Annotated in this window: 9 protein-coding genes; 4 read left to right on the forward strand and 5 right to left on the reverse strand. The window is 69.9% G+C overall.

Annotated features, from left to right (window positions below; all coding sequences use genetic code 11):
* Window positions 1–86: 86 nt before the first annotated feature.
* Entirely contained in the window at window positions 87–431 is a 345-nt protein-coding gene (locus tag A5758_RS18120) for a DUF732 domain-containing protein (RefSeq protein WP_067205200.1), read from the forward strand.
* Between the two features lie 296 nt (window positions 432–727).
* Here A5758_RS18120 and mgtA read toward each other — a convergent pair whose 3' ends face one another.
* Genes mgtA through phoU form a run of 3 tightly spaced genes read right to left on the reverse strand, consistent with a single transcriptional unit; the run spans window position 728 to window position 5,049 of the window.
* Window positions 728–3,352: a magnesium-translocating P-type ATPase gene (mgtA, locus tag A5758_RS18125; protein ID WP_067742710.1), complete on the reverse strand. Its 2,625-nt coding sequence runs from the start codon at window positions 3,350–3,352 to the stop codon at window positions 728–730.
* Complete coding sequence (locus A5758_RS18130) at window positions 3,349–4,347, reverse strand: magnesium transporter CorA family protein (protein ID WP_067742713.1); 999 nt, start codon at window positions 4,345–4,347, stop codon at window positions 3,349–3,351. Before A5758_RS18130 ends, mgtA begins: the two co-directional genes overlap by 4 nt.
* A gap of 36 nt (window positions 4,348–4,383) precedes the next feature.
* Window positions 4,384–5,049 (reverse strand): phosphate signaling complex protein PhoU, encoded by a 666-nt coding sequence (gene phoU, locus A5758_RS18135; RefSeq protein WP_067742716.1) that lies wholly within the window; start codon window positions 5,047–5,049, stop codon window positions 4,384–4,386.
* A gap of 190 nt (window positions 5,050–5,239) precedes the next feature.
* On the opposite strand from phoU, the gene A5758_RS18140 reads away from it, so the two are divergent.
* The 3 genes from A5758_RS18140 to A5758_RS18150 are packed head-to-tail and all read left to right on the forward strand — an operon-like array spanning window position 5,240 to window position 12,975.
* Window positions 5,240–9,673: a cation-translocating P-type ATPase gene (locus A5758_RS18140; RefSeq protein ID WP_067742874.1), complete on the forward strand. Its 4,434-nt coding sequence runs from the start codon at window positions 5,240–5,242 to the stop codon at window positions 9,671–9,673.
* A gap of 9 nt (window positions 9,674–9,682) precedes the next feature.
* Window positions 9,683–10,297 (forward strand): DUF5994 family protein, encoded by a 615-nt coding sequence (locus A5758_RS18145; protein ID WP_067205188.1) that lies wholly within the window; start codon window positions 9,683–9,685, stop codon window positions 10,295–10,297.
* Window positions 10,298–10,314: 17 nt separating this feature from the next.
* Entirely contained in the window at window positions 10,315–12,975 is a 2,661-nt protein-coding gene (locus A5758_RS18150; protein ID WP_067742719.1) for a cation-translocating P-type ATPase, read from the forward strand.
* On the opposite strand, the gene A5758_RS18155 is transcribed toward A5758_RS18150, so the two are convergent.
* Together A5758_RS18155 and A5758_RS18160 are read right to left on the reverse strand one after the other, a co-directional pair.
* On the reverse strand, window positions 12,944–14,482 hold the full coding sequence (locus A5758_RS18155) for an FMN-binding glutamate synthase family protein (RefSeq protein WP_067742722.1): 1,539 nt from the start codon (window positions 14,480–14,482) through the stop codon (window positions 12,944–12,946). The two genes, A5758_RS18150 and A5758_RS18155, sit on opposite strands and share 32 nt — an antisense overlap.
* The gene (locus A5758_RS18160) at window positions 14,479–14,883 is read right to left on the reverse strand and encodes a CBS domain-containing protein (protein ID WP_067742725.1); all 405 of its coding nucleotides are present in this window, start codon (window positions 14,881–14,883) and stop codon (window positions 14,479–14,481) included. Before A5758_RS18160 ends, A5758_RS18155 begins: the two co-directional genes overlap by 4 nt.
* Between the last annotated feature and the right edge of the window lie 46 nt (window positions 14,884–14,929).

Here is a 14,929-nt window from a genome sequence, read left to right on the forward strand (position 1 = left end):
GTGCGACGCCGCAACGTGCGAATAATATTCGGGCAGCCCCCGCGGTCAACGAGCAACGGCACTTCGATGTCACGGGAGTATCAGAAATGACGAGGACCCAGATTCGCAACCCCAGCCTGCTGCTGTTGCTGTTGGCTGCCGGGGTTGTCCCGGCGACCGGATTGCTGGGCGCGCTGGGAGCGGTCCCGGCTGCCCACGCCAGCGCGGCCGACGACGCTTTCCTCGCGGCGCTGACGGCCAAGGGCATCAACTACGAGTCGCCCGAAACCGCCATCCGGTCCGGTCATTTGGTGTGCCAGGAACTCGAATCCGGTGAATCGCCGCAGCAGGTGGCCAACGACGTCATGACCAACAGCCACCTCGATGGCTACCACGCCGGCTACTTCGTTGGCGTGAGCATCCGGGCGTACTGCCCCAAGAATCAGGCCTGAAATTTACAGGCAGTTGACAGGCTCGTGACAAGCGCGCCGGTAAAATTGGGCTGAACCTATCTCGAGAACTCGAAGGCCAAATGATTCCTAAACTTTTGGTCGGCGTTGCACTCATCCTCGGCGCTGCAGGTTGGACGGCAGCATCGGCAACGGCCGACCCAAGCCCGTTTAGCACGCTGAGCTGCAGTTGCCAGGAGACGGCTCCGGCGGGCAGCACGACCCTGACGGACAAGGTCGATCGGGGAATCCAGCAAGGCCTTTCGGATCCGCCGGCCATCGCCGTCGAGCACTGACACTCACTTTCGCGTCCGCCGCTCGATGTAGTGGTAGCGCGCGGCCCGTCGCCGGATGCGATCCGCGCTTCCGCGGGTGCGGTGCGGCTGCCCGACGATGTGCATCGGCTCGCTGTAGAAGAGCAACTTGCCCAGCTCCACCAGCACCAGGTAACAGACGACAAAGGTGCCCAACACGGCGAAGAACTGCCACGGCAGCGGCGTGAAACCCAGGGTGCGGGCCAGCGGTGAAATCGTCAGCCCGGCACCGACGGCGACCACGGTGAGGCTGGTGACGGCCAGCAGCGCGCTGGGCCGGCTGCGAAAGAACGGCACCATGCGGGTGCGAATGACGAAGATGATCAGCGTCTGCGTCGCGAGGGATTCCACGAACCAGCCCGTCCGGAACTCGATGGCACCGGCGTGCAGCACGCCCAGCATCAACCCGAACGTCAGGAAGTCGAACAGCGAACTGATCGGGCCGAAGATCAGCATGAAGCGGCGGATGAACGCGACATTCCAATGCGACGGCGCGTGCAGCTGCGCCGCGTCGACCCGGTCGGTCGGGATCGCCAGCTGCGAGGTGTCGTAAAGCAGGTTGTTGAGCAGGATTTGGCTGGGCAGCATCGGCAGGAACGGCAACAGTGCCGACGCGGCCGCGGCGCTGAACATGTTCCCGAAATTGCTCGACGTGCCCATCAACACGTACTTGATGGTGTTGGCGAAGATGCGGCGGCCCTCGGCCACCCCGGTCGCCAGCACACTGAGGTCTTTTTCCAGCAGCACCACGTCGGCCGCATCCTTGGCCACGTCGGTGGCGCTGTCGACCGAGATCCCCACATCGGCGGCGTGCAAGGCCAGCGCGTCGTTGACACCGTCGCCCAGGAAGCCGACGGATCGCCCCTCGCGCCGCAGCGCGACGATCAGCCGCGCCTTCTGCTCGGGGGAGATGCGCGCGAAGATGGTGCGCTTTTGCGCGATCTCGGCGAACGCGTCGTCGTCCAACGGGTCCAGCTCCGCACCCGTGATGGTGCCTTTGGATTCCAAACCCATTTCGCCGCATACCTTTTCGGCAACCTGTGGATTGTCCCCGGTAGCGATCTTCAGCTCGATGCCCAGGTCGGCCAGCTCGGACAGCGATTGCCGCGCAGCCGATTTGGGCTCGTCGGCAAACACCAGGAACCCAGCGAGCGACAGATCGCATTCGTCCGCCCGGGTGAGCGTCGTCATCGCGGGCGCCGGTTTGGTGGCCACGGCCACCACCCGGCGCCCGGCGGCGAACAACTCCGCGAGAGTCTCCTCCGCCGCCGGCGGGACCGCTCGGCACTGGGCCAGGACCTGCTCGGGCGCCCCCTTGACCACCAGCACCCGGCCTCCGTCGTCGTCGACCAGTGCCGACGTTGCCCGGCGTGCATGGTCGAACGGCAGCATCGCAACCCGGCGCGCGGCACCGGCCACCAATTGGTGCGCCTGCGGGGACTCCCAGAGCGCGGCGTCGAGCGAATTCGCGCTGGTGCCACCGGTTTCCGGGTCCACATCGGTGGCCAGCAGCCCCAGCCGGCGGACCGGGTCGCTGTGCGCGCCGGCGGGATCGACCGAGTCGACCAACCGGATCCGGCCCTCCGTCAATGTTCCGGTCTTGTCGGTGATCAGGATGTCGATGTCGCCGAGGTCCTCGATGCACACCAGCCGCTTCACGAGCACCTTCGCTTTGGCCAGCTGCCGTGCCCCGGTCGCCAGGCCGGTGCTGACGACGGCGGGCAGCAACTGCGGCGTGATCCCGACCGCGATCGCGAGCGAGAACAGCACGGAGTCGATGAGCGGCTTCTGCAGCAACAGGTTGCTGATCAAGATGATCACCATCAGCGCGACGGCGACTTGCAGCAGCAGGTAGGAGAACCGGCGCAGCCCGACCTGGAAGCCGGTTTCGGGCTGGCGTTCGTCCAATCCCGATGCGATGCGCCCGAATTCGGCGTTCTTTCCGGTGGCGTACACCACCCCGGTGCCCTCGCCGGCACTGACGATGGTGCCCATGAAGGCCAGGTCGGTCGCGTCAGCCACGTCGGTTCCGGCAGGCACCGGTTCCGGCGATTTCTCCGATCCCGTCGATTCGCCGGTCAGGATGCTTTCGTTGCATTCCAGGCCGCTGACCTCGATCAGCCGGACATCGGCCGGCACCGCCTCCCCCAGCGACAGCCGAATCACGTCACCCGGGACGAGCGCGGTCACGGCGAGCGAGACGAACTTCCCGTCGCGGCGCACCACGGCGTTGTGGTGCACGCTGGCGTGCAGGTCGGCGGCGGCCCGCTCAGCGCGGTATTCGTTGATGAAGCCCAGGCCGATGCTGGCCACCAGGATGATGCCGATGATGACGGCCTGCATGCTGTCGCCCAGGAAGTACGACACGACCGCGGTGCCGGCCAGCAGCATGAGCACCGCGTTGCGCAGCTGACGACCAAGCACCGCAAAGACATTGACGCGGTGGGTGCGCACCGCGTTCGGTCCGTAGCGCGTCATCCGGGCGGCGGCCTCCGCGCTGGACAACCCGGCCGCCGAGCTGTCCAGCCGGCGCAGCACCTCGTCGACCGGCGCGGCCGCGACCAGCGTCGTGGTCGAGGCGGCGGTCTCCTGTCGGGGGTCGGTGATCATAGCCAGTCGCGACGTTTGAACATCACGTAAATCACCACCATCAGGACGAAGATAAGGCTGGTGCTGGCGAGGAAGCCGGCGAGGTGGCCGAAGCCCGGGTAGGGCACGTTCTGACCGTAAAAGCCCGTGATCGCGGTGGGGACGGCGATGATGGCCGCCCATCCGGTCAGCTTCTTCATGATCGTGTTCAGCCGGGCATCTTGCAGCGATAGGTTGGTTTCGAAAATCGTTGTGACCATGTCGCGCAACGACTCCGTCCATTCCGAGACGCGAAGCACGTGGTCGTACAGGTCGGCGTACAGCGGGTCCAGTTCCGGGGCGGTGCCCACCTCCTGGCGGTGGTGCTGAATCGAGTTGACGACCTCCCGCATCGGCAGCGCAACCCGCCGCAGGCCCACCAGGTCGCGTCTCATCTGAAACGTCCTGCGCTGAAAGCTCGCCTGGCGCGGCTTGCCGTCGAACAGCTCGTCTTCGATATCTTCGATGCAGTCGTCCAGGGCCTCCACCGCGGCGAAGTGACTGTCCACCACGACATCGAGCAACCCGTGCACCAGAGCGCCCACACCGTACTGCTGGGCGCCGATCTCCTCCCAGCGCCGGGTGACCGCGGCGATGTCGAAGTCGGGCGCCAGGCGCACGGTGATCAAACCGCGGGGAAGCACGAAGGCCGAGATCCGCTGCATGGACAGCATCCGCCGCGGCTCGTCGGTGCCTTCGCCCGCGACGTTGACGGCATAGACGGTGAAGAACGTGTGGGTTTCGTACGCGGTGGCCTTGACGCGCTCGGCCGCCGCCACGGCGTCCTCGACGGCCCACGTGTTGAGGCCGAGTTCGGCTGCCAGGCCGCACAGCGCGTCGTGGTCCGGCTCGCACAAATCCACCCAGACCAGGGCGTCGGGTTCGCGAAGGTACTCGGAGATGTCGTCGAATGCGAACTCGTCCTGCGGCTTACCGTGGCGCCACAGGCGTCCTTGGATGTTGGGCGCGACCTGCACGAGGCCATCCTCTCAGCCCAGGCCGTCCAGCGCCTCTCAGTAGGTGGAGATTTCGTCCTGCGCGGGCAGGTCGCCGCTGACCATGAAGACGACCCGGCGGCCGACTTCCACGGCATGATCGGCGAAGCGCTCGTAGAAGCGGCCCAGCAACGCCGCGTCCACGGCGCCGGGAATGTTGTCGGTCCAGTCGTCATCCAACAGCACGCTGAACAACTGCCGGTAGAGCTCGTCCATCGCGTCGTCTTGTTCGCGAAGTCGGACTGCCTGCTGCGGATCGTGGGAAATCAGCACCTGTTTTGCGCTGTCGCCCAAGGCGATTGCCACCTTGGCCATGTCGGCGAAACACGCGCGGACCCTTTCCGGAAGTACCCGGTTCGGGTGCTCCCGCCGGGCGATCTTGGCGACGTGCACGGCCAGGGCGCCCATTCGTTCGATGTCGGCGATGAGCTGTACAGCGCTGAAGACCGCCCGTAACTCGCCGGCAACCGGTTGTTGCAGCGCCAGCAACGCGAACGCTTCCCGTTCCGCTCGCGCCCGCATCACCACCATTCGGTCGTGTTCCCGGATGACCTCTTCGGCGGCCTCAAGGTCGGCCTCCAACAGGGCTTCGGTTGCCCGCCGCATGGCGTCGTTGGCCAGGCCGCACATCTGGCTGAGTTCAACGGTCAACTCGGCCAGCTGGTGGTGATAGGCGGTTCGCATAGCGCAACGGTGGCCCAATGCGAGCCGATTTCACAAGGGACGAAAGCCACCCGAAAAGGGCCTGAACGACTCCTCCCCCGCGCGCCACCGCCCGTTAATCTGCCGCTATTACCATGCCGAGAACACTCCAACGATCCATGTGAGCCGGGAGAGCACGGTGACCACACGACGCGGCCTGCCCGGCTTGGGCATGCTGTTGGCGCCGCTGCGCGTCGCCGCCGTGGGTACCGAGATCGCCGCCGGCACCGCCCTGTTGGGCGGCAATGTCGCGATGAGCATGGGCAGGTCCCTGGTGCGCGCCACGCCGGACGTTCCGGCGCTGACCCGCGCGGCGGCGGGCGCGGTGCTCGAGGCGGCGGGCGGACCACCGGCGCGGCGCACCAGCAGTAACGGTGCGCGGCACTGGATCGAGGTGCGGGGTCTGGAAAGTGCACAGGCCCCGGCAATCGCGACCGACGTTTTGGCGGCCGTCCGCGCGACACCCGGCGTACGGCAGGCCTACCTCAACCGCACCCTCGCGCGGGTGGTGGTCACCGTGGCTGACGGCGGACCGTCGGCCTCGGAGCTGTCCCGGACAGTCGCCGGCGCCGAACGAAGGCGCGCGGGCAGGCAGCTGCCGGCCAGCCTGCCGGGCGACGACGCGCTACTGATGGGCCGGATGGTCGCGGCCACGGCCGCCTCTGTGGGCCTTGGCCTTTCACTGACCGGCAGTCTGCTGCGGCTGCCCCGACTGCCGGACTTGGTGGCCGTACCGCCGACGGTCGCCGACCACCTGCCGCGGCTGCGCAGGGAGCTGGAGCGGCGTCTCGGGCCCGACGGCACCGACGTGTTGTTCGGCATCGTGAACGCCACCGCCGCCTCCCTGACGCTGTCGCCGACGGCGGCGGCCGCCGAGGCCGCCACCCGCACCATGCTGGCGGCCGAGGCGTGGAACGGCAGGCTGGCGTGGTCCCGGCATGAGCCCGGGTTGGCCGGCCGGCCGGTGGCCGACGACGCCGGCGCGGCGCCGATCGCCAACCCAGCGCCCCCCGACGGGCCCGCGGAACGCTACGCCAACCGCATCGGCATGGCGGGCCTCGGAGCCGCCGCCGCGGTCGGCTTGCTCACCCGCAACCCCGACGCGGCCGGCGCGGCCGCGCTGGCCGCCATGCCCAAGCCGTTGCGCACCGTGCGGGAAGCGTTCGGTTGCACGATGAACCGTGGCCTTTCCACCCGCCACGACGCGCTGGTGCTGCGCCCCCGGGTGTTGCGGACACTCGACCGGATCGACGCGATCATGGTCGACCCGCGCGCGCTGTACACCGACGAATTGACGGTCAGTCGGGTACTCGGAGTGGACAATTCGGCCCGCGCCCACGCCTGGGAGGCGGTTCGGGCCGCACTCGACAACGACGGCCTGAAACCGGGATGGCACCCGCTGACCGACATACCCGGGGCCGGCAGCGTCGGCGAGGCACTCATCAGCCCCGTCCGCAATCCGTTCGCCGCCGCGGTGCTGACCGAGGCGCGGCGGTCACAGCCACGCGTCTATTCCCTCGACGACGACGGATTACGTTCCCTGGCACAAGGTTTCGACCAGCTCTACCCCGCGGACGGGTCGATCGACCACGCGGTGGCGGCGGCCGTCGCGGAACTGAAGGCCGCCGGGAACACCGTGGCGCTGTTGACCACGTCGGACATGCGTGCCGCGCACCGCTCCGACGTGACGATCGGCCTGCTGCGGCCCGGGCATTCCCCGCCCTGGGGCGCCGACGTGATCGCGCAAGATCTGACGGGCGCCTGGCGGCTGTTGCACGCGCTGCCCGCCGCGCGCGCCGCCACCGACAACGCCGTCCGGTTGTCCGCGTCGGCTTCGGCGATCGGCGCGTTGATGCTGATTCCCGGTGTGCCCGGGCGAAGTTCGGCATCGGTCAACGTCGGCATGTTCGCCAGCCTGTGGTTCGGGTACCGGGCGGCCGTGAAGACGCTGCGCGATCCGCTGCCGGAGCCCGAAACCAGCCACGACTGGCACGCGTTACCGGTTGCCGAGGTGCAGCGGCTGCTGCCCCGCCCAACGGAGGAGGACCGCGAGGAGACGACCGCCTGGTGGCAGCAGGTGCCACCGGTTCGCGCGCTGCACGACGCCAGCGTGGCGTCGTGGGGAGTCGTCCGCGATTTTGCCGAGGAGATGCGCGGTGACCTCGCGGACCCCATCACCCCGCTGCTGGCCACCGGCGCGGCGGCCAGCGCGCTGCTCGGCTCGCCTCTGGATGCCGTGCTGGTGGGCAGCGTGCTGTTGGTGAACGCCGCCTTGTCGGCCGAGCAGCAGTTGCACGCGGAGAGCACCCTGAATCGCCTGCTGGCGGTGCAGGATCCGCCGGCGAGGCGGCGGGTGGGTGCGCTGGACGCGCACCGTCGCGAGAAGGTGCCGACCAAGCGGCTGCGGCTGGGCGACATCATCGAAGTCCATGTCGACGAGGTGGTGCCAGCGGACGCCCGCCTGCTGCACGCCTCGAACGTGGAGGTCGACGAGTCGACGCTGACCGGCGAATCGCTGCCGGTGGCCAAGCAGACCGACCCCACGCCGGGCGCCCCGCTCGCCGAACGGACCTGCATGCTCTACGCCGGCACGACGGTGGTCGCGGGTACGGCGGTGGCCGTGGTCACCGCGGTGGGATCGCAGTCGGAGATGCGCAGGGCGCTGGCGATGGCTCCGAGGAAGATGCAGGAGATCGGGCTGCAGCGGCAGTTGCGGCACATCACCCGCCGGGCCCTGCCGTTCAGCGTGGCCGGCGGGGGCCTGGTCGGACTGCTCAGCATGGCGCGGGGCACCGGGTTGCGCGAGGCGGTGTCCAGCGCGGTCACGCTGATCGTCGCCGCCATCCCGGAGGGCCTGCCGCTGGTGGCGACGCTGGCCCAGCTGGCCGCTGCGCGCCGGCTCACCGGCGAGTCGGTGCTGATCCGCAACCCGCACTCGGTGGAAGCCTTGGCCCGGCTGAACGTGGTGTGCTTCGACAAGACCGGGACGCTGAGCGAGAACCGGCTGAAGGTCAAGGCGGTGCGCCCGATGACGGGCTACACCCCCGGTGCGCTGCTGGATGCCGCGTTGAGCACCAGCTACGCCCGGCACACCCACCGTGTCGACCACGCCACCGACGATGCGATCCACCGCGCGGCAGAAGACCCCGCCCTGCGCGGCGACGGCTCCGGGCCGCAGCGGCTGACCCGGGACGCCTTCCTGCCGTTCCAATCCGGTCGCCCGTTCGCCGCCGCGCTCGTCGGCACCCGGCTGACCATCAAGGGCTCACCCGAGGTGCTCGCGTCGGCGCTGCTGCACGACGACCACCCCTTGACGCAACAGGTCGACGAGATGGCGGCCAACGGGTTACGGGTGCTGGCGGTGGCCGAGCGTCAACTCAGCGCGAGTGAAGCCGCCTCCGCGGCAAAGGATCCCGACCGCCTCGAGGCCCTGTGCGGCTCGGGCCTCACCCCGGTCGGCCTGCTCGGACTGGCGGACACCCCACGGGCCGCCGCCCCCGCGGTGCTGAAGGAACTCGGCGAGCGTGGCATCGGTGTCCGGCTGATCACCGGCGACCACCCGGCGACCGCGGCGGCGATCGCCCAGGAGCTGGGGATCGACGTCACCGCCGACCAGGTGATCACCGGCAGCGATTGGGAGGCCCTGTCCGCCGACCAACGCGCCGACGCGGCGGCGTCGCGGGTGGTGTTCGCGCGGATGACGCCGGAACACAAGATCGCCGTGGTGCAGACCCTCGAGCGGTCCGGGCTGGTGACGGCGATGGTCGGCGACGGCGTCAACGACGCCGCCGCGATCCGGGCGGCCAGCGTGGGCATCGGCGTGGCGGCGCGCGGCAGCGATGCGGCCCGCACCGCGGCGGACGTGGTGCTGCTCGATGAACGGATCGAGGCGCTGCTCGACGCGCTGGACGAGGGCGAGCAGCTGTGGCGGCGGGTGCAGTCGGCGGTGTCGATGCTGTTGGGCGGCAACCTCGGTGAGGTGTGCTTCGCCCTGCTCACCACCGTCCTGACCGGGCGTTCGGTGCTCAACGCCCGCCAGATGCTCCTGGTCAACATGCTGACCGACGCGCTGCCCGCCGCCGCGTTGGCCGTCAGCCCCCAGACGGGCACCGCCGACGTCGACCGCGACGAGGCGGCGATGTGGCGGGCGATCGGAATCCGCGGTGCGGCCACCACGATCGGCGCCACGGCCGGCTGGGCGATGGCCGGCGTGACCGGCCCGCCGCGCCGCGCGGCGACGGTCGCGCTGGTCGCGTTGGTGGGTGCGCAGCTCACCCAGACGCTGGTCGATTCGCGCGCCCCGCTGGTGGTGTTGACCTCGGTCGGCTCGCTGGGCGCGCTCGCGGTGGTGGTCAGCACCCCGGGACTCAGCCAGCTGTTCGGCTGCACGCCGCTTGACCCGCTCGCCTGGGGCCAGGGGTTGCTGGCCGCGGCGGCGGCCAGCGGCCTGTCGGCGGTCGCCCCCGACCTGCTGCTGCGCGCGTCGCAGGGCGCGCAGCGGCGCTGGCTCGGCGTCGAGCCGGCGACCGAACCCGAAAGGGCACAAAGTCCCACCCCTTCGGTGCGGCCGACCCTGCCGGGTCCCGGGCGCGCCGACCACGATTGAGGCGTGCACATGCAAAATCGCTTACAGCTCAAGCCCTATCGGTCCGTATCGGAGCACATCGACGGTGCCTGGTGGCCGCGAACGACGAACCTGCTCGACGAGTTGCCGGGCCTGCTGACGGCGGTGTCCGAGCGGCTGGGCCCGGTCGTGATGGTGGGCTACCGCCGCAACGGCTGGCACGACACCCCCGCGCTGGTGCAGATCGGCGGCCACACGGTCGAACTGCTGGCCTTCACCAGCGACGAGCCGTCCAGCGTCATCCTGATCGGGGAGAACGGCCACCACCTCACACTGCACGTCATCCGCCCCGATGCCGGCGACGAGGTGGCCCGTCAGGCGCTGGAGCAGGCGCGGGTGCCCGCCGACGACGGGGTGCCGTCGCGCAGCCGGTCAACGGTGGCGCGATCCGTGGCCGACGTCGCCGACAACCTGGCCCGCCATGAGGGGCTCGGCGACGAGCAACGGACCGCGCAGATCAAGCGCTGGTCCGAGGAGGCCGCCGAGCAGTTCGTCGACGCACCCGTCCAGACCTTCGTGCCGATCCTCGTCGAACACATCGTTCGCAACCGCATGATGGAGTCCCGCAGAGAAGCCCCGTCGGTGCTGCCGGCGAGCCACCCCTGAGCGGCTGACCGCGTTCGGTGGACGCCGCGCTGATCGACCCCGACCCCGCGCTCCTCGACGCCGCCGCCGTCGTCGAAAAGCTGCGCACCGACGCCGAACTCGGGCTGACCGCCGAGGAAGCCGCCCGCCGGCTCACCGTCGTCGGCGCGAACGATATCGCGAGCGTTCCGCCGCCACCGGCCTACCAAAAGCTGCTGGCGCAGTTTCGCAGCCCCCTGATCTACCTGCTGCTCGCCGCGCTGGTCGCCTCCCTCGCGGTCTGGGTTGTGGAGGGGGCCGGCGGCTGGCCCGTCGACGCGGTGGTGATCGCGGTCATCCTCGTCCTGAACGCGCTCCTGGGTTACGCGCAGGAAGCGCGCGCGGAGCGCGCGGTCAGTGCGTTGGCGCGGATGGCCGCGACGTCGGCGACCGTCCTCCGCGGCGGCACGCGGCGCACCGTTCCCGCGAGCGAGGTGGTGCCCGGCGACGTGCTGCTGCTCGCCGAGGGGGATGCCGTCGCGGCCGATGCCAGGCTGCTGTCGGCCGCGGGGCTGGAGGTGTCGGAGGCCGCGCTGACGGGCCTGAGCGAACCGGTGCTCAAGGACGCCCGGACGCTGGCCGAGCCTTCGGCGCTCGGGGACCGAGCGGACATGGTGTTCAAGGGCACCGCGGTCAGCACGGGCGTCGGGCGGGCGGTGGTGACCGCTACGGGGATGGCGACCCAGACCGGGCAGATCGCCGGCCTGGTGCGCATCGCCGACCATGAGCCGACACCGTTGCAGCGCGAGGTGGCCCGGGCCAGCCGACTGCTGGGGATCGGAGTGCTGGTGATCGCCGTCGTGGTGATCGCGACCATTCTCCTGGTTTTCGGCATGCATACCGCCCACGACGTGGTGACGGCAGCGCTGCTGGGCGTATCGCTGGCCGTGGCGGCCGTGCCGGAAGGCCTGCCGGCCATCATGTCGGTCGTGCTCGCGCTGGGCATGCGGCGGATGGCCGGCCAGAACGCCGTCGTCAAGGAGCTGTCGTCCGCCGAGACCCTGGGGTCGGCGTCGGTGGTGTGCTCGGGCAAGACGGGCACGCTTACAACCGGGGAGATGACGATCGTGCGGGTCGTCACCCCCCTCGGCGAGGTGAAAGTCACCGGCGCCGGGTACCGGCCCGAGGGCCGCCTCGAGCGGGGCGGGTCGGCGCTGCCCGAGGGCGACGACCTGCGGCGCCAGGCCGCCCTGGTGCTCGACGGGGGGGCCGCCGCCGCCTGTAATGCCACCCTCGACGCGCACGACGGTCGGTGGACGATCCACGGCGATCCCCTCGCCGCGGCCTTCCTGGTGGCCCGACGGAAGCTCGGCGACGGACCCCGCCCGACTCCGGCCGACGTGACGACGGGCGAGCCCGACGAGGTGCTCGGCCACTGCACGCACCTAATGGCCGGCGATCGGCTGGCTCGGCTCGACGACTCGACACGGGCCGCGATCCGAAGCGATGCCGAGCGGCTGGCGCTCGACGCCCTGCACACCGTCGCGGTCGCCTGCCGGTCCGAAGGGCACCTGGTGTACCTGGGCATGGTGGGGATCACGGATCCACCCCGACCGGAGGCGGCGGCGGCGATCGCCGAGGCGCGCCGCGCCGGGGTGAGGGTCGTGATGATCACCGGCGACCATCCCCGGGTGGCGGCGCGCATCGCCCGGAAGTTGGGTATCGAAGACGGCGAGTCGGCCGTGTCCGGCGCTGAACTCGCCACGCTGGATGACGAGCAGCTGCGGGAAACGGTGCGCCTGCACTCGCAGTACACCCAGGTCGATCCGGCGGACAAACAGCGCATCATCGACGCGCTGCAGGCCGACCACGAGATCGTCGCCGTGACCGGGGAGGGTATCAACGACGCGCCCGCGCTGAAGGCGGCCGACATCGGTATCGCCATGGGCCGCACCGGCACCGAGGTCGCCAGAGAAGCAGCGAACATGATCCTCGCCGACGACAACTTCGCGACCATCGTCCAGGCCATTCGCGAAGGCCGGGGCATCTTCTCGAACATCAAGAAGACCCTGCGCTACCTGCTGTCCTCCAACATGGGTGAAATCTTCACCGTCTTCTTCGGCGTCGTGCTGGCCGGGGCGATCGGCCTGTCGCAGGGCCACACCGTCGCGCTGCCGCTACTGGCCACGCAGATCCTGTGGATCAACCTGCTGACCGACGGCGCGCCGGCCCTGGCGCTGGGCGTGGACCCGCACACCGAAGACGTCATGAGCCGGCCGCCGCGCACGGCCTCGGATCGGGTCATCGACGCCCGGATGTGGAACAACATCGTCGTGATCGGCGCGGCGGTGGCGGCCGCGACACTCGTCACGATCCACCTCTACGCGCCCGGCGGACCCCTGCCGTCGTCCCTGAACACCGCCCGCACCGCGGGCTTCACCGTGCTGGTGATCGCCCAGCTGATCAACACCATCAACGCCCGTTCCGAGACCCGGACCGCCTTCCACCGGTTTTTCGCCAACGGCTGGTTGTGGGCGGCGATCGGGTTATCGGCGCTGCTGCAGGTGGCCGTTGTTCAGCTGCCGGTTCTCAACACCGCCTTCACCACCACGCCGCTGTCCCCGAGCCAGTGGCTGGTGTGCGGGGCCATGGCCAGCACGGTCCTGTGGGTCAGCGAGATCCGCAAGCTCATCTTGCGCCACCGGACATCACGGCCGTGATCGCCTCCATGTCCGCCCGGCTCGGCAGTCCCCAGTCGGGCTGGTAGCCCAACAATTCGTTGACCCGCACCGTCTTCATGTCGATGTCGAGAAGTTCGATGGCTTCCAGCGGCACCAGCGCCGGGTGGACGTAGCCGCAGGTGCGGGCGAGCTGCAGCAACTCGAAGCGCAGGGTGGCGAGGTAGTTGGCGCAGCGCACCGACTTCAGGTCCGGGTCGAGGCCGTGCTGCAGCCACGGTGACTGGGTGGCCACGCCCGAGGGGCAGCGGCCGGTGTGGCAGCGCTGGGCCTGAATGCAGCCGATGGAGAACATGGCGGTTCGGCCGACGTTGATCATGTCGCAGCCGGTGGCCAGCGCCAGCAGCGCGTTCTCCGGGATGCCGAGCTTGCCCGACCCGACGAAGACCACATCGTGGTGCAGCCCGTGCTCGGCGAAGGCCCGGTAGACCCGGGGCTGCGCCCATTTGAAAGGCAGGGCGACGTGGTCGCTGAAGACCAGCGGGGCGGCGCCGGTGCCGCCCTCCCCGCCGTCGACGGTCACGAAGTCGACGCCCGTCCCGGTGCGGGCCATGCGCGCGGCCAGGTCACACCAGAACCGCTCCTCCCCGACCGCCGATTTGATGCCGACCGGCAGGCCCGTCTCGGCGGCGATGGTCTCCACCAGCTCCAACAGCCCGTCGACGTCACGGAACGCGGAATGGCCGGCCGGGCTCCTGCAGTCCACCCCGACCGGAACGCCGCGGATGGCGGCGATCTCGGGGGTGACCTTGGCGCCCGGCAACACGCCGCCCAGGCCCGGCTTGGCGCCTTGGCTGAGCTTGATCTCGATGGCGCGGATCGCCGGCGTGGCCGCCACCCGATCGATCAGCCGGGGCAGGCTGAAGCGGCCGTCGTCGTCGCGGCAACCGAAGTAGCCGGTGCCGATCTGCCAGACCAGGTCGCCGCCACCCAGGTGATACGGCGACACCCCGCCCTCGCCGGTGGTGTGCAAGGCGCCGGCGATGGCCGCGCCCTTGTTCAGGGCGGTGACGGCCGCGCCGCCGAGCGCGCCGAAGCTCATCCCGGAGATGTTGACCACCGATGACGGGCGGAAGGCTTTGGTGCGCCCCCGCGCGCCGCCCAGCACCTTGGCCGCCGGCAACGGCACCGCCGGGTCGGGGTGCTCGGGTTCGCCCACCGGCGCCGCGACGGGGAACGCCGCGTGCTTGATGATCGGATAGTTGTGCACCCGTTCCAGGTCGTTGTCGGTGCCGAAGCCGAAGTACCGGTTGGCCAGCTTCGACGACGTGTACACCCAGCGGCGCTGGTCGCGGCTGAACGGCCGCTCCGCGTCGTTGTCCGTCACGATGTACTGGCGCAGTTCCGGGCCGACGGCTTCCAGTAGGAACCGCAGGTGCCCGATGATCGGGTAGTTGCGCAGGATGGTGTGACGGCGTTGCAGGAGATCCCACCCCGTCAGTCCGGCCAGGCTCCCGCCGACCAACGCGGCCAGCGCCCGGGATTTCAAGAATCGAATTCCGTGTAGACGCCCAGCAGATCGCGCGCCGACACGATGCCGACCAGCGCGCCGTCGCGTTCCACCAGCACGTGGCGGATATAGCGGTCCATCATCCGGGCCGCGACCTGGTCGACCGAGGCTTCGGCGTCACACCACACCAGTTTCGTGCTGGCCACGTCGGAGACCGGTGCGGTGGCGAGGTTTCGCCCGGCGGCTACCGCCCGCACGATGTCACGCTCGCTGACCAGCGCGGCCGGCCGTGCCTCGTCGCCGATCACGACGGCTCCCACGTCGCAGGTCACCATGGCCCTGGCGGCGTCGGCGATCGTGGCGTCGGCCGGGACGCGGGCCACGGGGTCACCGGTGATGGTGGAGATCGGGATGGACCCTGGCGTAGATATCTCAGTCACGTCTCCATGCTGGCCAGAGGGCGGCTGGCCTTCTAGTGACCTGAGT

It is taken from the genome of Mycobacterium sp. 852014-50255_SCH5639931 (assembly GCF_001665605.1).
GTDB classification, from domain to species: Bacteria; Actinomycetota; Actinomycetes; order Mycobacteriales; family Mycobacteriaceae; genus Mycobacterium; species Mycobacterium paraffinicum.